The sequence below is a fragment of the Streptomyces sp. JJ36 genome (assembly GCF_021696945.1).
In the GTDB taxonomy this organism is placed as follows: Bacteria; Actinomycetota; Actinomycetes; order Streptomycetales; family Streptomycetaceae; genus Streptomyces.
The window spans coordinates 62,055-81,459 of record NZ_JACYHE010000008.1; the positions used below are offsets into that span (position 1 = coordinate 62,055).

The 19,405-nt window shown below is 74.7% G+C and carries 19 protein-coding genes; 8 read left to right on the plus strand and 11 right to left on the minus strand.

What is annotated here, in order from left to right:
• Positions 1-149 precede the first annotated feature (149 nt).
• The 3 genes from HOY81_RS05290 to HOY81_RS05300 are packed head-to-tail and all read left to right on the plus strand — an operon-like array spanning position 150 to position 5,055.
• Positions 150-2,444, plus strand: a complete 2,295-nt coding sequence (locus HOY81_RS05290; RefSeq protein WP_237318672.1) for a molybdopterin oxidoreductase family protein — start codon at positions 150-152, stop codon at positions 2,442-2,444.
• A gap of 56 nt (positions 2,445-2,500) precedes the next feature.
• Entirely contained in the window at positions 2,501-3,919 is a 1,419-nt protein-coding gene (locus tag HOY81_RS05295; RefSeq protein WP_237318675.1) for an aldehyde dehydrogenase family protein, read from the plus strand.
• A gap of 14 nt (positions 3,920-3,933) precedes the next feature.
• Entirely contained in the window at positions 3,934-5,055 is a 1,122-nt protein-coding gene (locus tag HOY81_RS05300; protein WP_237318676.1) for a zinc-binding dehydrogenase, read from the plus strand.
• A gap of 264 nt (positions 5,056-5,319) precedes the next feature.
• Here the strand turns inward: HOY81_RS05300 and HOY81_RS05305 are convergent, their stop codons facing one another.
• Positions 5,320-5,952, minus strand: coding sequence for a TetR/AcrR family transcriptional regulator (locus HOY81_RS05305; RefSeq protein ID WP_237318679.1), 633 nt, complete (start codon positions 5,950-5,952; stop codon positions 5,320-5,322).
• Positions 5,953-6,017: 65 nt separating this feature from the next.
• On the opposite strand from HOY81_RS05305, the gene HOY81_RS05310 reads away from it, so the two are divergent.
• Together HOY81_RS05310 and HOY81_RS05315 are read left to right on the plus strand one after the other, a co-directional pair.
• On the plus strand, positions 6,018-7,169 hold the full coding sequence (locus HOY81_RS05310; RefSeq protein ID WP_237318681.1) for an acyl-CoA dehydrogenase family protein: 1,152 nt from the start codon (positions 6,018-6,020) through the stop codon (positions 7,167-7,169).
• Between the two features lie 184 nt (positions 7,170-7,353).
• Entirely contained in the window at positions 7,354-8,037 is a 684-nt protein-coding gene (locus tag HOY81_RS05315; protein WP_237318684.1) for a TetR/AcrR family transcriptional regulator, read from the plus strand.
• Positions 8,038-8,098: 61 nt separating this feature from the next.
• On the opposite strand, the gene HOY81_RS05320 is transcribed toward HOY81_RS05315, so the two are convergent.
• Entirely contained in the window at positions 8,099-8,560 is a 462-nt protein-coding gene (locus HOY81_RS05320) for a MaoC family dehydratase (protein ID WP_237318686.1), read from the minus strand.
• A 262-nt stretch (positions 8,561-8,822) separates the two neighbouring features.
• Positions 8,823-9,299 carry a hypothetical protein gene (locus tag HOY81_RS05325; RefSeq protein WP_237318688.1) on the minus strand — a complete coding sequence of 159 codons (477 nt, stop codon included), beginning with the start codon at positions 9,297-9,299 and terminating at the stop codon, positions 8,823-8,825.
• A gap of 227 nt (positions 9,300-9,526) precedes the next feature.
• Here HOY81_RS05325 and HOY81_RS05330 point away from each other — a divergent pair, with 227 nt between their 5' ends.
• The 3 genes from HOY81_RS05330 to HOY81_RS05340 all read left to right on the plus strand — a co-directional run bounded on the left by HOY81_RS05330 (position 9,527) and on the right by HOY81_RS05340 (position 12,058).
• The gene (locus HOY81_RS05330; protein ID WP_237318691.1) at positions 9,527-10,366 is read left to right on the plus strand and encodes an SDR family oxidoreductase; all 840 of its coding nucleotides are present in this window, start codon (positions 9,527-9,529) and stop codon (positions 10,364-10,366) included.
• A gap of 122 nt (positions 10,367-10,488) precedes the next feature.
• A complete protein-coding gene (locus HOY81_RS05335; RefSeq protein WP_237318778.1) occupies positions 10,489-11,037 on the plus strand; it encodes a TetR/AcrR family transcriptional regulator in 549 nt (182 codons plus the stop codon).
• Between the two features lie 40 nt (positions 11,038-11,077).
• Positions 11,078-12,058, plus strand: coding sequence for an NADPH:quinone oxidoreductase family protein (locus HOY81_RS05340; protein WP_237318693.1), 981 nt, complete (start codon positions 11,078-11,080; stop codon positions 12,056-12,058).
• Between the two features lie 69 nt (positions 12,059-12,127).
• Here the strand turns inward: HOY81_RS05340 and HOY81_RS05345 are convergent, their stop codons facing one another.
• The 8 genes from HOY81_RS05345 to HOY81_RS05380 all read right to left on the minus strand — a co-directional run bounded on the left by HOY81_RS05345 (position 12,128) and on the right by HOY81_RS05380 (position 19,405).
• Positions 12,128-13,342: an acyl-CoA dehydrogenase family protein gene (locus HOY81_RS05345; RefSeq protein ID WP_237318695.1), complete on the minus strand. Its 1,215-nt coding sequence runs from the start codon at positions 13,340-13,342 to the stop codon at positions 12,128-12,130.
• Between the two features lie 6 nt (positions 13,343-13,348).
• Entirely contained in the window at positions 13,349-14,371 is a 1,023-nt protein-coding gene (locus HOY81_RS05350; RefSeq protein WP_237318697.1) for a phosphotransferase family protein, read from the minus strand.
• A 257-nt stretch (positions 14,372-14,628) separates the two neighbouring features.
• The gene (locus HOY81_RS05355) at positions 14,629-15,120 is read right to left on the minus strand and encodes a gluconokinase (protein WP_237318779.1); all 492 of its coding nucleotides are present in this window, start codon (positions 15,118-15,120) and stop codon (positions 14,629-14,631) included.
• Entirely contained in the window at positions 15,117-15,413 is a 297-nt protein-coding gene (locus HOY81_RS05360) for a DUF202 domain-containing protein (RefSeq protein WP_237318699.1), read from the minus strand. The genes HOY81_RS05355 and HOY81_RS05360 overlap by 4 nt, the downstream gene beginning before the upstream one ends.
• 38 nt (positions 15,414-15,451) lie before the next feature.
• The gene (locus HOY81_RS05365; RefSeq protein ID WP_237318701.1) at positions 15,452-15,853 is read right to left on the minus strand and encodes a YidH family protein; all 402 of its coding nucleotides are present in this window, start codon (positions 15,851-15,853) and stop codon (positions 15,452-15,454) included.
• A 285-nt stretch (positions 15,854-16,138) separates the two neighbouring features.
• Positions 16,139-16,987 (minus strand): carbohydrate ABC transporter permease, encoded by an 849-nt coding sequence (locus HOY81_RS05370; protein ID WP_237318703.1) that lies wholly within the window; start codon positions 16,985-16,987, stop codon positions 16,139-16,141.
• Positions 16,984-18,159, minus strand: a complete 1,176-nt coding sequence (locus HOY81_RS05375) for a carbohydrate ABC transporter permease (protein WP_237318705.1) — start codon at positions 18,157-18,159, stop codon at positions 16,984-16,986. The genes HOY81_RS05370 and HOY81_RS05375 overlap by 4 nt, the downstream gene beginning before the upstream one ends.
• Before the next feature lie 4 nt (positions 18,160-18,163).
• The gene (locus tag HOY81_RS05380; protein ID WP_237318707.1) at positions 18,164-19,405 is read right to left on the minus strand and encodes an extracellular solute-binding protein; all 1,242 of its coding nucleotides are present in this window, start codon (positions 19,403-19,405) and stop codon (positions 18,164-18,166) included.

Consider the following 19,405-nt stretch of genomic DNA (forward strand, 5'->3'; position numbering starts at 1 on the left):
AACGTTCGTGCGCGGCGGCGGGTCCGCGGGCCTCCGGGGGTGCCGGCCGGCGTAACGCGTCTCACTTTCGCCGCCGGAGGGCCCTGCCGGACCCCCTGGGGTCTACAGTCGGCGGCACTCAGTGTCAGCCGCGTCCACGAGGGGGACCGATGACGGACACCACCAGCGCGCTGCGGATCTGCCCGCTCTGCGAGGCGACCTGCGGCCTGACCGTGACGGTCGGGGACGGCCGGATCACCGCGGCGCGCGGGGACCGCGAGGATGTCTTCAGCCGCGGGTTCCTCTGCCCGAAGGGCGCCGCGCTGGGCGCCCTGGACGCGGACCCGGACCGGCTGACCCGGCCGCTGGTCCGCCGGGACGGCCGGCTCACCGAGGCCACCTGGGAGGAGGCGTTCGCGGCGGTCGCCGAGGGCCTGGCCGCCGTACGCCGGGACGGCGACCCGGACGCCACCGCCGTCTACCTCGGCAACCCGAACGTGCACAGCATGGCCGGGGCCCTCTATCCGCCGGTGCTGCTGCGGGCGCTGCGAACCCGCAACGTCTTCTCCGCGAGCACCCTGGACCAGATGCCCAAGCACGTCTCCAGCGGGCTGCTCTTCGGCGACCCGCTGGCGATCCCGGTGCCGGACCTGGACCGCACCGACCACCTGCTGGTCCTCGGCGCCAACCCGGTCGACTCGAACGGCAGCCTGGCCACCGCACCCGACTTCCCCGGGCGCCTGAAGGCGCTGCGCCGCCGCGGCGGCCGGCTCACCGTGGTCGACCCCCGCCGCACCCGCACCGCCCGGCTCGCCGACCGTCATCTGGCCATCCGGCCCGGCACCGACGCCCTGCTGCTGATGTCCGTGGTGCACGTGCTCTTCGCCGAGGAGCTGACCGACCCGGGCGCCGCCGGGCCGCACCTCACCGGCACCGAGCGGGTCCGCGAACTGGCCGCCGGCTTCCCGCCGGAGGCCGTGGCGGACGCCTGCGACCTGGCGGCCGGCGAGATCCGCACCCTCGCCCGGGAACTCGCCGCCGCCGACCGGGCCGCGGTCTACGGGCGCATCGGCTCCTCCACCGTCGAGTTCGGGACCCTCACCAGCTGGCTGGTGGACGTCGTCAACGCCCTGACCGGCAACCTGGACCGCCCGGGCGGGGCCATGTTCCCGCTCTCCGCCACCGGTCCCGCGCCGCGCCCGCCGGCCCCCGGCAAGGGTTTCACGCTGGGCCGCTGGCACAGCCGGGTGAGCGGCCGCCCCGAGGCCAAGTCGGAGCTGCCCACCGCGGTGCTCACCGAGGAGATCCGCACCCCCGGCACCGGCCGCATCCGGGCCCTGCTGGTGCTCGCCGGGAACCCCGTGCTCTCCGCGCCCGACGGCGCCGCGCTGGAGGAGGCCCTGGCCACGCTCGACTTCATGGTCAGCGTCGATCCGTACCTGAACGAGACCTCGCGGCACGCCCATGTGGTCCTGCCGCCGCCCCCGCCCGGGCAGGCCGCGCACTTCGACTTCGCCTTCAACGCCCTGGCCGTGCGCAACCAGGTGCGCTACACCCGCCCCGCCGTCCCGCCCGAGGCGGACCGCCCGTCGGAGTGCGCCCTGCTGGCCCGGCTGGTGCTCTGCGCCGGCGGTACGCCCGAGAGGGACCCGGCGAGCGTCGACGCCCTCGTCGTCGACCACACCCTCTCCCGGGCCGTCGCCGATCCGCACTCGGCCGTGCACGGCCGGGACCCCGGCGAGCTCGCCGCCCTGCTCACCGGCGAGAACGGCCCCGAGCGGCGCTTGGACATGATGCTGCGCCTCGGCCCGTACGGCGACGGCTTCGGCGCCGACCCCGGCGGGCTCACCCTGGAGCGGCTGCTGGCGCACCCGCACGGCATCGACCTGGGCCCGCTGCGCCCACGGCTGCCGGAGGTGCTGCGCACCCGCTCCGGAACCGTCGAGCTCTGCCCCGAGCCGCTCGCCGCCGAGGCGCGGCGGCTGGGCGCGGCACTGGCCTCCCGCACCCGGGAGGACGAGCTGCTGCTCGTCGGGCGGCGGCACCTGCGGTCCAACAACAGCTGGATGCACAACGTCCCGGCGCTGCGTGGCGGCACCAACCGCTGCACGCTCCAGATGCACCCGGAGGACGCCGCCCGCGCGGGGCTCGCCGACGGCGAGCCGGCGCGGGTCGCGGGGGACGGCGGCACGCTGGAGGTCCCGGTGGAGGTGACGGACGCGCTGCGCACCGGGGTGGTCAGCCTGCCGCACGGCTGGGGGCACCACCGGCCCGGCACCCGGACGCGGGTGGCGGCCGAGGACCCGGGGGTGAACGTCAACCAGCTCCTGGACGGCTCCCGGTACGACCCGCTCTCCGGCACCGCGGTGCTGAACGGCTTCCCGGTCCGGGTGACGCCGGCACGCGCCGCCTCCGGGCGGACGGCCGGGGCGTCCCAGGTCGCCGCCGCAGAGGCCGTGGAGTGACCCAGCGCACTCCGCGGCCTGCTGACACCAGAAACTAGCGCCGATAGTTTGGACCCATGCAGGCACACGAGGGTATGTACATCGACGGAGCATGGCGGCCCGCTGCGGGCGACGACCGCATCGACGTGCTCAACCCCGCGGACGGCACCGTCGCCGGCAGCGTGCCCGCCGGGGGCCCGGAGGACGTGGACGCCGCGGTGCGCGCCGCGCGGGCCGCGTTCCCCGGCTGGGCCGCGACCCCTCCGGTGGAGCGGGCGGCCCGGCTCGGCGCTCTGCGTGACGTCCTGGTCGCCCGCCAGGAGGAGATCGCCCGCACCGTCACCACCGAGCTGGGCTCCCCGGTCTCCTTCTCCCGGGCGGTACACGCCGCGGTGCCGGTCGCGGTGGCCGGCAGCTACATCGACCTGGCCGCCGAGCACCCCTTCGAGGAACGCCTCGGCACCTCCCGGGTGCTGCACGAGCCGGTCGGCGTGGTGGGCGCCATCACGCCGTGGAACTACCCCCTGCACCAGATCGTCGCCAAGGTCGCCCCCGCGCTGGCCGCGGGCTGCACCGTGGTCCTCAAGCCCGCCGAGAACACCCCGCTGGTCGCCCGGCTCTTCGCCGAGGCGGTGCACGAGGCCGGCCTGCCGGCCGGCGTGGTCAACCTCGTCACCGGGCTCGGCCCGGTCGCCGGGCAGGCCCTCGCCGAGCACGAGGGCGTGGACCTGGTCTCCTTCACCGGCTCAACCGCGGTCGGCCGCCGCATCGGCGCACTGGCCGGCGGCGCGGTCAAGCGGGTCGCGCTGGAACTGGGCGGCAAGTCGGCGAACGTCGTGCTCCCCGGCGCCGACCTCGCCCGCGCGGTGAAGGCCGGCGTGGCCAACGTGATGGCCAACTCCGGCCAGACGTGCAGCGCCTGGACCCGGATGCTGGTGCACGCCGGGGACTACGAGGAGGCCGTCGAGCGGGCCGCCGCCGCCACCGCCAGGTACGCGCCCGGCGACCCCCTGGACGACGCCACCCGCCTCGGGCCCGTCGTCAGCGCCGCCCAGCGGGAGCGGGTCACCGGCTACATCGCGGAGGGGCAGCGGGAGGGCGCCCGGCTGGTCACCGGCGGCACCGAGCCGCCCGAGGGGTTCGAGCAGGGCTCGTGGGTGCGGCCCACGGTCTTCGCGGACGTCACCCCGGAGATGACCCTCGCCCAGGAGGAGATCTTCGGGCCGGTGCTGAGCATCCTGCGGTACGAGGACACCGAGGACGCGCTGCGCATCGCCAACGGCACCGACTACGGCCTCTCCGGCGCCGTGTGGGCGGGCGACGAGGGGGAGGCCGTCGCCTTCGCCCGCCGGATGGAGACCGGCCAGGTCGACATCAACGGCGGCCGCTTCAACCCGCTGGCGCCGTTCGGCGGCTACAAGCGCTCCGGCGTCGGCCGCGAACTCGGCCCGCACGGCCTCACCGAGTACCTCCAGACCAAGTCCCTGCAGTTCTGAGGAGCCCGCCGCACATGGTCCGCGCCGCTGTCCTGCCCGCCGTCGGAGCCCCGCTCGAGGTGACGGAGATCGACCTGCCCGAGCCCGCCGCCGGGCAGGTACGGGTCCGCCTCGCCGCCGCCGGTGTCTGCCACTCCGACCTCTCGCTCTCCGACGGCACCCTCCGCCAGCCGGTGCCCGCGGTGCTCGGCCACGAGGGCGCGGGCACGGTGGTGTCCGCCGGCCCGGACGTGACGGGCTTCGCACCCGGCGACCGCGTGGTGCTCAACTGGGCGCCCTCCTGCGGCCGGTGCCACTTCTGCGCCGCTCTCGGCGAGCCCTGGCTGTGCGAGAACGCCGGTGCGGGCGCCGCCGTCCCGTACGCCCGTACCACCGCGGGCGGGGAGCTGTACCCGGGGCTGGGCGTCGCCGCCTTCGCCGAGGAGACGGTGGTGCCGGCGCACGCCGTGCTGCCGCTGCCCGGGGGCGTGCCGCTGACGGACGCGGCGCTGCTCGGCTGCGCCGCGCTGACCGGCTACGGAGCCGTGCACCACAGCGCGCGGGTGCGCTCCGGCGAGGCGGTGGCCGTCTTCGGAGTCGGCGGCGTCGGCCTGGCCACGCTCCAGGCGGCACGGATCGCCGGGGCCGGCCGGATCGTCGCGGTGGACGTCACGCCGGAGAAGGAGGAGCTGGCCCGCGCGGCCGGTGCCACCGACTATCTGGTCGCCTCGGAGACCACGGCCAGGGAGATCCGCGCGCTCACCGGCGGACACGGCGCCGACGTGGCGATCGAGTGTGCGGGGCGGGCCGCGGTGATCCGCACGGCCTGGGGGTCCACGCGGCGCGGCGGCCGGACGACCGTGGTGGGCATCGGCCGGAAGGACGACCGGTTCTCGCTCTCCGCCCTGGAGGTCTTCCACTTCGCCCGCACCCTGACCGGCTGCGTGTACGGCGACTGCGACCCGGCACGGGACCTGCCCCTGCTCGCCGGGCATGTCCGGGAGGGGCGGCTCGACCTGGGCGCGCTGGTGACCGGGCGGATCACCCTGGAGGAGATCCCGGCGGCCTTCGAGGCCATGGTCGCCGGGCGCGGCGGGCGCTCCCTGGTGGTGTTCGGCGGGGACGGCGACGCTCCGGCTCCGGGTACCGGGGCGTAGCGCCCCCCGGCTCCAGGACCCGGGCTCCGCCCTCCGGGTCCGCGGGACGCGGGCGTGCCGAAGCGTCGCCCCGGAAGCTCGTGCCCCGGAGGCCACGCCCCGCGTGCCCCGAGGCCGCGTGCCGGGCGCGGGAGCCGGGCGTGTGCGGCGAGCCGGGGACCGGAGGCCGTTGAACGGAGGCCCCGGGGCCCCGGCGTACGGCGCCGCGGGCGCGGGCCGCGGCGCCGCACACCGGGCTCGCGTTCCCGGGGCCCCGGGAGCCGCTCAGCTCTGCTGCTGCCCGAACTGCAGCGAGAGCCCGTCGACCAGGGCGCGCAGCCCGGTCTCGAAGGCGCCCTCGTCCACCCGCTGCTGGTGCTCGGCCAGCAGGTGCGCCTGGTCCAGGTGCGGGTAGTCCCGGGCGTAGAGCGCCGCGTCGTCCACGAAGCCGCGGGCGAACGAGCCCAGGGCCGAGCCCGCCACGAAGTACCGCATCAGCGCCCCGATATGGGTGGCCTGCGCCCGTGACCAGCCCGCCGCCACCATCCCCCCGAAGACCGCGTCGGCCATGCGGAGCTGGCTCGGGCGCCGCCCCGGGCCCTGGGCCAGGAACGGCACGATGTTCGGGTGCGCGGTGAGCGCCGCGCGGTACGAGCGGGCCCAGGCCAGCAGCGCGTCCCGCCAGCCGGTCCCGTCCTCGAACATCGACACCTCGACATGGGCGCACACCTCGTCCGCCACCGCGTCCAGGATCTCGTCCTTGGTGCGGAAGTGGTTGTAGAGCGAGGGGCCGCTCACGCCCAGCTCGGCCGCCAGGCGGCGGGTGGAGACGGCCTGGAGCCCCTCGGAGTCCACGAGCGCGAGCGCGCACCGCACGATGCGCTCGCGGCTGAGCAGGGGCTTGCGTGGGCGGGCCATGGCGCACATAGTAGAGCGCACCGAAAACTAGCGGCGTTAGTTTGAATGAACACCGAGGAGTGGGCGTGGACCTGGAACTCACCCCCGAACAGGCCGCCGTGCGCGACCTCGCCCGGGACTTCACCGACCGCGAGATCGCCCCGTACGCCGCGGAGTGGGACCGGGCCGAGCGCATCGACCGCGAGGTGGTGCGCAAGCTGGGCTCGCTCGGCTTCCTCGGGCTGACCGTTCCCGAGGAGTACGGCGGCTCCGGGGGCGACCACCTGTCGTACGTCCTGGTCACCGAGGAGCTCGGGCGGGGCGACTCCGCGGTGCGCGGCGTGCTCTCGGTCTCCCTCGGCCTGGTCGCCAAGTCGGTCGCGGCCTGGGGGAGCGAGGAGCAGAAGCGCCGCTGGCTGCCCCCGCTCTGCTCCGGCGAGGCGATCGGCTGCTTCGGGCTCACCGAGCCCGGCACCGGCTCCGACGCCGCCCGTCTCACCACCCGCGCCCGGCGGGACGGCGACGACTGGGTGCTCGACGGCGCCAAGACCTTCATCACCAACGGCACCTGGGCGGACGTGGTGCTGCTCTTCGCCCGCAGCGGTTCCGAGGAGGGGCACCGCGGCATCAGCGCCTTCCTGGTGCCCACGGACACGCCCGGGCTGACCCGGCGGGAGATCCACGGCAAGCTCGGGCTGCGCGGCCAGCCCACCGCAGAGCTCACCCTGGAGGACGTACGGGTCCCCGGCTCCGCCCTGATGGCGCCGGAGGGCAAGGGCTTCAGGGTCGCCATGTCCGCGCTCGCCAAGGGGCGGATGTCGGTCGCCGCCGGCTGCGTGGGCATCGCCCAGGCCTGCCTGGACGCGGCGGTGGGCTATGCCGGGGAACGCGAGCAGTTCGGCAAACCGATCGCCGGGCACCAGCTCGTCCAGGAACTGATCTCCGACATCGCCGTGGACGTGGCCGCGGCGCGCCTGCTCACCTGGCGCGTCGCCGACCACATCGAGCGCGGCCTGCCCTTCGGCACCGAGGCGTCCGTGGCCAAGCTCTACGCCGCCGAGGCCGCCGTGCGCTCGGCCAACAACGCGCTGCAGGTCTTCGGCGGCTACGGTTACATCGACGAGTTCCCGGCCGGGAAGCTGCTCCGGGACGCCCGGGTGATGACGCTGTACGAGGGCACCAGCCAGATCCACAAGCTGCTCATCGGGCGTGCGCACACCGGCGTCGCCGCGTTCTGATCCGCACCGCCGCGGGAGCCCGCCGCACCGCGCCGCACGGCTCGCCGCGGACCCCGCCGCCCGGCCCGCCGTCCGGCGGCCCTCCGGACCCCGGGATGAGCTAAGCGCCTGCTCATTCCGGCGTTGTATGGTGGTTCGCCCGGCGGAGCGTGTGCCCGAAAGCGAGCGAGGCGGAGCGGACGAGATGGCAGAGACGGTGGAGGAGGCGGCGGAGGAGTCCCTGGACGAGTCCTTCGCCGCAGTGAGCCCGGACGCCGCCCGGCGGCTGCTGCTGGGCGCGGTCGAGGCGTTCGCCGAGCGCGGCTTCCACGCCACGACCACCCGGGACATCGCGGGCCGCGCGGGCATGAGCCCGGCCGCGCTCTACATCCACTACCGCACCAAGGAGGAGCTCCTCTACCAGATCAGCCGGGTGGGGCACGAGCGGTCCGTGCGGATCCTCAGCGCGGCGGCGGCGAGCGGACCCGGCGCCGCGGAGCGGCTCGACACCGCCGTCCGCGCCTTCGTGCGCTGGCACGCCGAGCACCATCTGACCGCCCGGGTGGTGCAGTACGAGCTCGCCGCGCTCGACGAGGAGCACTACGCGGAGATCGTGGCGATGCGGCGCCGCACCGAGCAGATCCTGCGGGACCTGCTGAGCGACGGGGTGGCCGCCGGCGAGTTCACCGTCGAGGACGTGCGCGGCACGGCGCTTGCCGTGCTGTCACTCTGCATCGACGTGGCGCGGTGGTTCCGCAGCGAGGGCCCCCGCACGCCGGACGAGATCGGGGCGCTCTACGCGGGGCTGGTGCTGCGCATGGTGGGGGCCCGTCCGGGGCCCACCCCGGACGGCGACGGCGACCGCGGTCGCTCGGGGACAGGCCCGTGACGGCGGCCGCGGCGGTGCGCGGGAGGGCCCGCGCCCCGGGTGCCGGGCGCGGGCGCCGGGCTCAGAAGAAGTAGCGGCTGAGGCTCTCCGCCACGCACACCGGCTTGTCGCCGCCCTCGCGCTCCACCGTCACCTTCGCGGTGACCTGTACGCCGCCGCCCGCCTCGGTCACCTCGGCCAGCTCCACGCGGCCGCGCACCCGGGACCCCACCGGAACCGGGGAGGGGAAACGCACCTTGCCGGTGCCGTAGTTGAGGCCCATCTTCACGTTCTCCACCCGCAGCACCTGGGGCACCAGCACGGGCAGCAGGGAGAGCGTGAGATAGCCGTGCGCGATGGTGGTGCCGAACGGGCCCTCCGCGGCGCGCTCCGGGTCCACGTGGATCCACTGGTGGTCGCCGGTCGCGTCGGCGAAGAGGTCGATCCGCTTCTGGTCGATCTCCAGCCACGCGCTGGTGCCGAGCTCCTCGCCGACCGCCGCACGCAGCTCCTCCGCCGAAGTGAAGATACGGGGCTCCGCCATCACCGACTCCCTCCGCCCGCGCCCGGCCCGGGGGCGCGGTGCCTCGCCCGGCGCTGCCGGGTCTCTCAACACGATGAACACGATGGGTCATGCGCGCCGGCGCAGGGCGGGGCCCGAGGCCCCCGGCAACCCTACTAAGCGCTTGTTCAGCATGCTGGGGCTCCTCCGCACTGTCAACGCCCGGCCCGCGCGGCGGACCGTACCCGGGCACGAGGCGCGGCCGGCCGGTCTCCCGGACCGGCGGCCGTGGCCGGCGCGGAGGTCAGCCGGGGGTGCCCACCATCCGGCGCGGTTCCGCGGGGCGGGGCTCCGCCGCCCGCTCCATCGCGGCGATCAGCCGCCGCAGCACCACGGCCAGCCGCGTGTCGGGCGGCGCTGTCGGGTCCTTGCAGGGGAGCAGCGAACGGCCGCCCCAGGTGAGGCGGTGCCACTCGTCCAGCGCCGTGGGCTGCCGGATGCCGTCGTGCTTCTCCCGTCTGCGCCGCGCGGCGACCTCCGCCTCGTAGGCCAGCCAGACGTCCCGCGCCTCCTCCAGCTCCTCCAGCGCGGCCACCAGCCGCACCGGGTCCGGCTCACGGTCCTCCGGCTGGATGCCCGCACGGTGGCACAGGTGGTACCAGGTGGCCCGGTGCCCGTACGGCGCGAAGCGCTCCAGGCACTTGCGCAGCGCCTGCCGGCGCTGGGACGGTGCTCTGTCCGGGTCCCGGACCTGTTCGGCGAGTGCTCTGAAACCGGCCAATCATCCCACCTCCGACGGAGAGGACCCGACGCGTCGGGGATGTGACGCATCCGCGGCCGCTGCGGATCCCTCGCGGGAGTCCTCGTCTGCCTTGCCACGGGGCGGTGACCGGCCCCGTATAGCGTCAACGTGGCACCCGTGTGCCCCGTTCCCGGCCTCCGAAGTCTTTTCGAACGACATACCGACCGGTTAGTCTGCCCGGGACACCGAATGGAGGGACGGCAGACGTGGAGGACCTCACAGGGGCGCGGGTCGTCGTCACCGGCGCGGGCCGCGGCATCGGGGCGGCGCTCGCCCGGCGCTTCGCGGCCGCCGGGGCGACGGTCGCCGTGAACGACCTGGACGCCGGGCAGGCGGCCGCCGTGGCCGAGGAGACGGGCGGGGTGGCCGTGCCGGGCGACGCCTCCGCGGTGGTCGCCCCGGCGCGCCGGGCGCTGGGCGGCGGCATCGACGTGTTCTGCGCCAACGCCGGCGTGGCCCACGAGGGCGGCCCGGAGGCCGCCGAGGAGGTGTGGGGCACCGCCTGGGACGTGAACGTGATGGCGCACGTCCGCGCGGCGAAGGAACTGGTCCCCGAGTGGCTGGAGCGCGGTCGCGGACGCTTCGTCTCCACCGTCTCCGCAGCGGGGCTGCTCACCATGGTCGGCGCCGCGCCCTACAGCGTCACCAAGCACGCGGCCCTCGCCTTCGCCGAGTGGCTCTCCGTGACCTACCGGCACCGCGGCATCGACGTGCACGCCGTGTGCCCGCAGGGTGTCCGCACCGACATGCTGACGTCCGCGGGGGCCGCCGGCGACCTGGTGCTCGCCCCCACCGCGATCGAGCCGGAGCAGGTCGCCGACGCGGTGCTGGACGCCGTCGCGGAGAACCGCTTCCTCGTCCTCCCGCACCCGGGCACCGGCGAGCTCTACGCCGCCCGCGCCGCCGGCACCGACCAGTGGGTGGCCTCCATGAACCACCTCCAGCAGAAGCTGGAGGAGACCCTCGCCCGGACGCCGTCCCCGGCCACCGCCTCCGGTGCGCCCGGCGGCACCGGGCCCGCAACCGCCACGGAGAGCACCTCGTGAGCCGCACCCGCACCGGAACCCGCACCGGAACCCGCACCGCCGCCCGGACGGCCGCCCCCGCGAACCCCGCCACCCGCGCCGGCCGGCCCGTCCGTACCGACGAGCAGCCCGTCCCGCAGCGGCTGCTCGCCGCCGCCACCCGCCTCTTCGCGGAGCAGGGCTACGACCGCACCTCGGTGCAGGAGATCGTCGAGGCCGCAGGCGTCACCAAGGGCGCCCTCTACCACTACTTCGGCTCCAAGGACGATCTGCTGCACGAGATCTACGGGCGGCTGCTCCGGCTCCAGCAGGAGCGGCTGGACGCGCTCGCGGACTCCGCCGCACCCGTGGAGCAACGACTGCGGGACGCCGCCGCGGACGTCGTGGTGACCACCATCGACAACCTCGACGACGCCATGATTTTCTTCCGTTCGATGCACCAGCTCGGTCCGGAGAAGCAGCGGCAGGTGCGCGCCGAGCGCCGCCGCTACCACGAACGCTTCCGGGCCCTGGTCGAGGAGGGACAGCGCAGCGGGGTGTTCAGCGACGAGACCCCCGCGGATCTCGTGGTGGACTACCACTTCGGCTCCGTCCACCACCTCGGAAGCTGGTACCGGCCCGACGGACCGCTGGCGCCGCAGCAGGTCGCCGACCACCTGGCCGGCCTGCTGCTGCGGGCGCTGCGCCCGTAGACACCGCACGAGACGAACCCAGAGGGCGGAGGCAACCCCCGTGAAGGCATGGCGCGTCCACAACAACGGCGAGCCGCGTGACGTGATGCGGCTGGAGGACGTCCCCGAACCGGAGCCGGGTCCCGGCGAGCTCCTGGTCCGGGTCCGCGCCGCGAACATCAACTTCCCCGACGCGCTGCTCTGCCGCGGGGAGTACCAGGTCCGTCCGCCCCTCCCGTTCACCCCGGGCGTGGAGCTGTGCGGCGAGGTGCTGGCCGGCGGCGAGGGCACCGGCGCCGAGGAGGGCGCCCGGGTCATCGGCCAGCCGCTGCTGCCCGGCGGCGCCTTCGCCGAACGGGCGGTGGTCTCCGCCGAGGCGGCCCGTCCCGCCCCCGAGGAGCTGGACGACGCCGAGGCCGCGGCGCTGCACATCGGCTACCAGACCGGCTGGTTCGGGCTGCACCGGCGGGCCCGCCTGCAGCCCGGCGAGACCCTGCTGGTGCATGCCGCCGCCGGCGGCGTGGGCAGCGCCGCGGTCCAGCTCGGCAAGGCCGCCGGCGCCCGCGTCATCGGCGTCGTCGGCGGTGAGGCCAAGGCGGCCATCGCCCGCGAACTCGGCTGCGACGTGGTCGTCGACCGGCGCACGGACGACCTCGTCGCCACGGTCAAGGAGGAGACCGGCGGCCGCGGTGCGGACGTCGTCTACGATCCGGTCGGGGGCGACGCCTACGCCAAGTCCGTCAAGTGCATCGCCTTCGAGGGCCGGATCGTCGTGGTGGGCTTCGCCAGCGGCGCCGTGCCCACCCCGGGGCTCAACCACGCGCTCATCAAGAACTACTCGATCCTCGGCCTGCACTGGGGCCTGTACAACCAGCGGGACCCGGAGGCGGTCGCCGCCTGCCACGAGGAGCTGACCAAGCTCGCCGGGCAGGGCGCGATCAAGCCGCTGGTCAGCGAGCGGGTGCCGCTGGACGCCGCGGGGGAGGCCGTGCAGCGCGTCTTCGACGGCGTCACCACGGGCCGGGTCGTCGTCGAGCTCTGAGCCCCCGGCAAGGAGAGGGCCCCGCGGCGGTCACCCGCCGCGGGGCCCTCCGGCGTGCCGCCGGGCGGCTCAGGCGTACTGCTTCAGCTCCCGGCGCGCCAGCGACCGCTGGTGCACCTCGTCCGGCCCGTCCGCGAGCTGCAGGGTGCGGGCCGCCGCCCACAGCTCCGCCAGCGGGAAGTCCTGGCTCACCCCGCCGGCCCCGTGCAGTTGCACCGCCCGGTCCAGGATGCCCACCACGGTCCGCGGCGTCTCGATCTTGATCGCCTGGATCTCGGTGTGCGCGCCCTTGTTCCCGACGGTGTCCATCAGCCATGCCGTCTTCAGCACCAGCAGCCGGAGCTGCTCCACCTTCACCCGCGCGTCCGCGATCCACTGCTGGACCACGCCCTGGCCCGCCAGCGGCTTCCCGAAGGCGGTCCGCCCGGCCGCGCGCCGGCACATCAGCTCGATCGCCCGCTCCGCCATCCCGATCAGCCGCATGCAGTGGTGGATACGGCCGGGCCCGAGCCGGGCCTGGGCGATGGCGAACCCCCCGCCCTCCTCGCCGATCAGGTTCGCCGCCGGCACCCGCGCCTCGTCGAAGACCACCTCGGCATGGCCGCCGTGGTACTGGTCCTCGTACCCGTAGACCTTCATCGCCCGCCGGATCTCCACCCCCGGTGTGTCCCGCGGCACCAGCACCATGGACTGCTGGCGCCGGACGTCCTCCGCGTCCGGGTCCGTCTTGCCCATCACGATGAAGATCCGGCACTCCGGGTGCATGGCCCCGGAGATGTACCACTTGCGGCCCGAGAGGACGTACTCGTCACCCTCCCGGCGTATCCGCGTCTCGATGTTGGTGGCGTCCGAGGAGGCGACGTCGGGCTCCGTCATCGCGAACGCCGAGCGGATCTCGCCGGCCAGCAGCGGCTCCAGCCACCGACGGCGCTGCTCCGGGTCGCCGAACTCGGTCAGCACCTCCATGTTGCCGGTGTCCGGGGCCGCGCAGTTGAGCGCCACCGGGGCGAGCTGCGGGCTGCGTCCGGTGATCTCGGCCAGCGGCGCGTACTGGAGGTTGGTCAGCCCCGCGCCGTAGGTGCGGTCCGGCAGGAAGAGGTTCCACAGCCCCTGCTTGCGGGCGGTCGCCTTGAGCTCCTCCACCACCGGCACCGTCCGCCACGGGTCGTCCAGGCCGGCCCGCTGCTCCTCCGCCACCGCCTCGGCCGGGTACACGTGCTCGTCCATGAAGTGCAGCAGCCGCCGCCGGAACTCCTCGGTGCGGGCGTCGTATGCGAAGTCCATGTGCCGTCAGTCCTCCTGGAGGGTGCCGAGACCGTTGTCGATGAACACGGGGACCAGAGCGCCGATACGGTCGAAGCCGGCGCCCACCGTCTGGCCGAGGGTCCACCGGTAGTGGATGCCCTCGAGGATCACCGCGAGCTTGAAGTAGGCGAAGGCCGTGTACCAGCCGATGCGGGAGACGTCCCGGCCCGAGGCGGCCGCGTAGCGCTCCACCAGCTCCCCGGGCTCCGGGTGGCCCGGTGCGAGCTGGGTGGTCGCCACCGGCGAGGCGGAGGTGCCCCACCGCTCGCTGTACATCACCAGCAGCCCCAGGTCCGTCAGCGGGTCGCCCAGCGTGGACATCTCCCAGTCCAGCACCGCCGCGATCCGGTCGTCCGGCCCGGCCAGCACGTTGTCCAGCCGGAAGTCGCCGTGCACCACCGCGGGCGCCGGCGACGCGGGCAGCTTCTCGCCGAGCGAGCGGTGCAGCTCGTCGATGCCCGGCAGGTCCCGGCTGCGGGACGCGTCGAGCTGTTTGCCCCAGCGCCTCAGCTGCCGTTCCAGGAAGCCCTCGGGGCGGCCGAAGTCGCCGAGCCCCGCCTTCTCCGGGTCCACGGCGTGCAGGGCGACCAGCGTGTCCGGCAGCGAGAGCACCAGTGCCCGGGTCCGCTCCGGGCCCAGCGCCGCCAGCTCGTCCGCCGTGCGGTAGGGCGTGCCCGCCACCTCCTCCATCAGGTAGAAGGGGGCGCCCAGCACCTCCGGGTCCTCGCACAGCAGCTCCGTGCGGGGCACCGGCACATCGGTCCCGTACAGCGCGCTGATCACCCGGTACTCGCGGGCCATGTCGTGGGCCGTGGCCAGCACGTGCCCGAGCGGCGGGCGCCGCAGCACCCACCGCGAGACGCCGTCGGTCACCCGGTACGTCAGGTTGGAGCGGCCGCCCTGGACCACCTCGGCCCGCAGCGGCCCCACGGCCGATCCCGGGCGCTCCCTGTCCAGATGCGCGGCGAGCCGTGCCAGATCGAGTCCGGGCGGGTTCTCCATGCTCACGTGCGTGTGCCTCCTCGGCGGGGAAAGCTGACGATGGGACCGCCCCCGATCATGCCGACTGGTCGGTATGACGTCCAGAGGCAGGACCGGAGAGGGACACCACAGTGTTCCCCAGGGCTCTCCCCGGGCCTCCCCGATGCGCCTCCGTGCCCGGCACGGCGGGGCGCCCCGCGCGGCGCCCGGTCCCCCGCACCGGAAGCCGTGGTGCCGCCCGGCCGCGCCCCCGCACCCGGCGGCGGCGCCCGGCGCCGGAGGAGCTACCCCAGAGCCGCCCGCACCCGCTCGGTGACCTCCCCGGGCGCACCCGCCACGGACACCGTCACGCCCCGTTCGTCCTCCTCCAGCGGCTCCAGCGCCTCGAACTGCGACCGCAGCAGCTCGGCCGGCATGAAGTGCCCCTTGCGCCGCCGCAGCCGCTCCGCGATCAGCTCCTCCGGGCCGTCCAGATGGACGAAGACCGTCTCGGGGGCGGAGGCCCGCAGCCGGTCGCGGTACCGGCGCCGCAGCGCCGAGCAGGCGACCACCCCGCCCTCGTCCGTGTGCGCGCCCAGCCAGCGTGCGATCGCGTCCAGCCAGGGCCGGCGGTCCTCGTCGTCCAGCGGCGTGCCCGAGGACATCTTGGTGATGCTCGCCGCGGGGTGGAAGTCGTCGGCCTCCGCGAACGGCACGGCCAGCCGTCCGGCGAGCTCCTCGCCCACCGTCGTCTTTCCGCTCCCGGACACACCCATCACCACGACCAGCGAGTTCACCACAGCAGCACCGTCCCGAAAAGCGTCATCGCCAGCGCGCACACCGCCGCCGCCTGCACCGGCGAGCCGTCCGTGACCGGCGCACGGCCGTGCGCCAGGGCGCGGATACGGCGGTGCGCCACCGACAGAAAGGCCAGCCAGGCGAGTGCCCCGAGCGCCGCCGCGGCATACCCGGGGGCGTCGGCCCGCTCCACCGCGCTGCGCACCGCCAGCGCCGCCGCGACGGCGAACGTCAGCGTGGTGCGCCGCCACGCCAGCCGGGTCCGCTCCGGCTGGGCACCCGCGTCACGCATGTCCGGGTCGCCCGGCGGCGGCGCGGCGGGGGGCCGCATCACCCGGCCCGTCCCAGCACCACGGCCAGCACCACCAGCAGCGCCGCCAGCGCCGTGGCGGCCCCCAGCAGCGCCGGGAAGCGGGAGACGGGCAAATCCTCCCCGCGGCGCATGGCGCGCTCGCAGCGCACCCAGTGGTTCACCGCCCGCACGGCGCACGCCGCGCCCCCGGCCAGCAGGGTCACCGCGATCGCCGTCCGCGCGCCCCAGCGCATCCCGGTGAGGAACTGGTCCACGGCGATCCCCCCGGCGACCAGTGCCAGGGCCGTGCGGATCCAGGCGAGGAAGGTGCGCTCGTTCGCCAGCGAGAAGCGGTAGTCGGGCGTGACGCCCTCCGCGCGCAGCCGCTGCGGGGCGAACCAGAGGGTCAGTGTCGCCAGAAGCCGTCGGACGGGGAACATGCCCCGAGCCTAGGAGATCCCCGGCCGGCGCACCCGCGCGGGCCGCCGTCGCCGCACCTCAGCCCCGGTGCGCGCCGTGCTTCCGGTGCCACCGGCGGAGCCTGCGGTGGCACTCCGACCGTCCGGCGGGCTCCCGCACCTGGACGGAGACCGAGGGTGCCGCAGCCGCCGGGCGGTCGCCTCGCCCCGCGTCGCGCGGCCCACCACCCGGTCCTCCGCTCCACGCTGTCCAGCAGTTCGCCGGAGTCCCGTACCGGTCCGCCCACAGGGGCGCCCCCCTCAGCCTCACCCCTTGACGCTGCCGGCGGACGCGCCCCGTACGAAGTGCCGCTGGAAGCAGAAGAACAGCACCGCCACCGGGATGGTGGAGAGCAGCGCCGCGGTCAGCTTCAGCGGGTACTGCGTGCCCGCACCCAGTCCGCCCGCCACGAAGCGGGCCAGCCCGGTGGTGAGCGTCTCGTACTCCGCGGACTGGGTGGACACCAGGAAGTGCGTGAACTCGTTCCACGACCCCTGGAAGGAGAGAATCGTCAGGGTGATCAGCGCCGGGCGGGCCATCGGCAGGATCACCGACCAGTAGGTCCGTACAAAGCCGGCGCCGTCGATCCGGGCGGCCTCCTCCACCTCCCGCGGGATCGACTCGAAGAACTGCTTCATGATGAAGACCCCCGCCGCGTCGGCCATCAGGGGGAGCACCATGCCGGCGTACGTGTCGTAGATCCCGAGGGTGTTCAGCACCAGGAACCGCGGGATCAGCAGCACCACGCCGGGTACCGCGAGCACCCCGAGCACCAGCGCGAGCAGCAGTCCCCGGCCGGGGAAGCGCAGCCGGGCCAGGGCGTAGCCCGCCATCGAGTCGAAGAGCACCCGCCCGCCGGTCACCAGCACGGTCACCAGCGTGGAGTTCCCCAGCCAGCGGAGGAACGGCACCCCGTCCTGCCCGCCGGTACCGAAGAGCCGCCGGTAGGCGTCCAGCGTGAAGGGGTCGGGGACGAGGGACAGCGGGTCGGAGGCGGCGTCCGGCTCCGTCTTGAACGAGGTGGCGACCTGCACGGCGAACGGCAGCAGGTACAGCAGGGCGGCGGCGGTCAGCAGCGCGTAGCCGAGCAGCCGCAGGCGCTTCGGCGTCCTCACCGGACGGCCCTCCCCTCCGGGCGGGCCCGCCCGCGCCGGCGCAGCGGCCGGACCGGGCGTGCTCCGTCCCGCTCCCGCATCAGCCGGCGCTGCACCAGGGTCATCACCACGATCAGCCCGAAGAGCAGGAACGCGATGGCCGCTCCCTTGCCGTACTGGCCGTCCTCGAACGCCTGGAGGTAGGAGAGGTAGGCCGGGGTGAGGGTGGTGTTGCCCGGCGCCCCCTGGCTCATCACGTACACCTGGTCGAAGACCTGCCAGGTGCCGATCAGGCCCAGCGTGGTCACGAGGAAGAGCACGGGGCGGATCGCCGGCAGCGTGACGTGGCGGAAGACCTGGCGGCGGTTGGCCCCGTCGATGCGGGCGGCCTCCTCCCGCTCCGGCGGCACGTCCTGGAGGGCGGCCAGGAAGATGAGCATGAAGGTGCCGGAGGTGGTCCACACGGCGAGCACGATGATGGTGCACAACGCCACCGACGGGCCCGCCAGCCACTCGCCCCACGGCAGCCCGAGGAACCTCTGCTCCGCCAGCCCCGCCGGCGCGCGCGCCCCGTCGGTGAGGCCGAGCGCGTCCGTCAGCACCCAGGTCAGCCCGCGGGCGTCGGTGAACCAGTTCGGCCCGTCGATCCCGGCCAGGGCCAGCATCGCGTTCACCGCCCCGTCGCCCTGGAAGAGGAAGAGGAACACGGTGGCGATGGCGATGGAGCTGGTGACGGACGGGAAGTAGAAGGCGGTGCGGAACAGCCCGCGGCCCCGCAGCCGCTGGTTGACGGCCACCGCCAGCAGCAGGGCGACCGCGGTCTGGAGCGGCACCACCAGCAGGACGTAGAAGAAGTTGTTCCGCAGCGCGGTCATCAGCAGCTGGCGGTCGAGGCCGTCTTCGGACAGCAGTTCGGTGTAGTTGCCCAGGCCGACGAAGTCGGCCGAGGTGGAGAACGGGTTGGTCTGCCCGTTCCAGTCCAGCAGGCTCACCCACAGCGCCATGAGGATCGGGACGAGCAGGAACAGGCCCAGTACGGCGACCACGGGGGTGGCGAAGAGCCAGCCCCACAGCGCCTCGCGACCGCGGATGCCGTGGCGCCGGGGTGGGACCCGGCCGCCGCCGGGCCCCACCGCACGACCGCCGGTCCGGCGCACCGCGGCGGGCGGTGCGGTGGAGGACGGCACGCTCATTCCGTCAGTCACCGCTCTTCATGGCGCTGGTGCCCTGCCGCTGCAGGGCGGCCAGGATCTCCTCCGGGTCCTCGGACTCCAGCGAGGCCAGCCCGGTGTCGAACTGCCCCAGTACCTTCTGGAAGCCGGCGAGGGTCACCGGGCCCTGGGCGTACGCCGTGCCCGCCACGAAGGCCTGCTGCTCCGGGTACTCCTTCTCGTAGCGTGCCATCGCGTCCTCGCGGGACGGCATGACGCCGAACGCGTCGGCGAAGGCGAGCTGCCGGCCGGGCGCGGTCAGCGACTCCACCAGGTCCACCGCCGCCTTGTGGTGTGCGCTCTTCTTCGCCACGCCCCAGCAGGTGCTGAACGACAGGGTCCCCTTGCCCGCCGGCCCGGCCGGGAGCTCGACCAGCCGGTAGTCCACGTCCGGGAAGTCCTTCTCCAGGGCGCCGAGCAGCCAGTTGCCCTCGATCACCATGGCCGCGCGTTCCTTGCCGAACGCCTCGCCGCCCCAGCCCGCGCCGATGTCCTTCGGGTAGGCCAGGACGCCCTTGTCCAGCAGCCCGCGCACGTACTCCAGCGCCCGGAGGTTCTCCTCCGAGTCGGCGGTCATGCGGCTCTGCTCGGCGTCGGTCAGCCAGCCGCCGCTCTGCCGCAGGAAGGCACCGATGCGGTTGTAGGTCGGGTCGAAGCTCAGGCCGGTGACCTCGCCCTTCGTCAGCTTCCCGGCGGCGCGTTCCAGCCCCGCCCAGTCCCGGGGTATGTCGGCGTCCGTCAGTCCCGCCTCCTGCCACAGGTCCTTGTTGATCGCCAGTGCCAGGGTGGAGGAGTCCTTGGGGGCGCACACCAGTTCGCCGTCCCGGCTGAACGCCTCGCGCAGCCCCTCGCTGAACGCCTCGGGCTCGGCGAGCTCGTCGCCGTACGCGTGGAGGGAGCCGCCCTCCGCGTAGTCGGCGAACTTGTCCGAGGTGGCGTAGAAGACGTCCGGCGGCGTGCCGCCCGCGAACGCCTGGCCGAGCTGCTGCGGGAGGTCCCGGGCGACGGTCACCGTCACCTCGTTGCCGGTGCGCTGCGCCCAGGCCGCGGCGGCCGCCTTGACCGCCTCCGTCTCGGCGTCCGCGGAGGTGCCGATCAGGACCCGGAGCCGCTGGTGCTCCGAGGTGTCCTGGGCGGTCTCCTCGCTGCTGCCGAAGCCGCCGCCGCACGCCGTCAGGACGAGTGCGGCACAGCCGGTGAGAACGGCGGTACGTGCCCGGATGCGCAT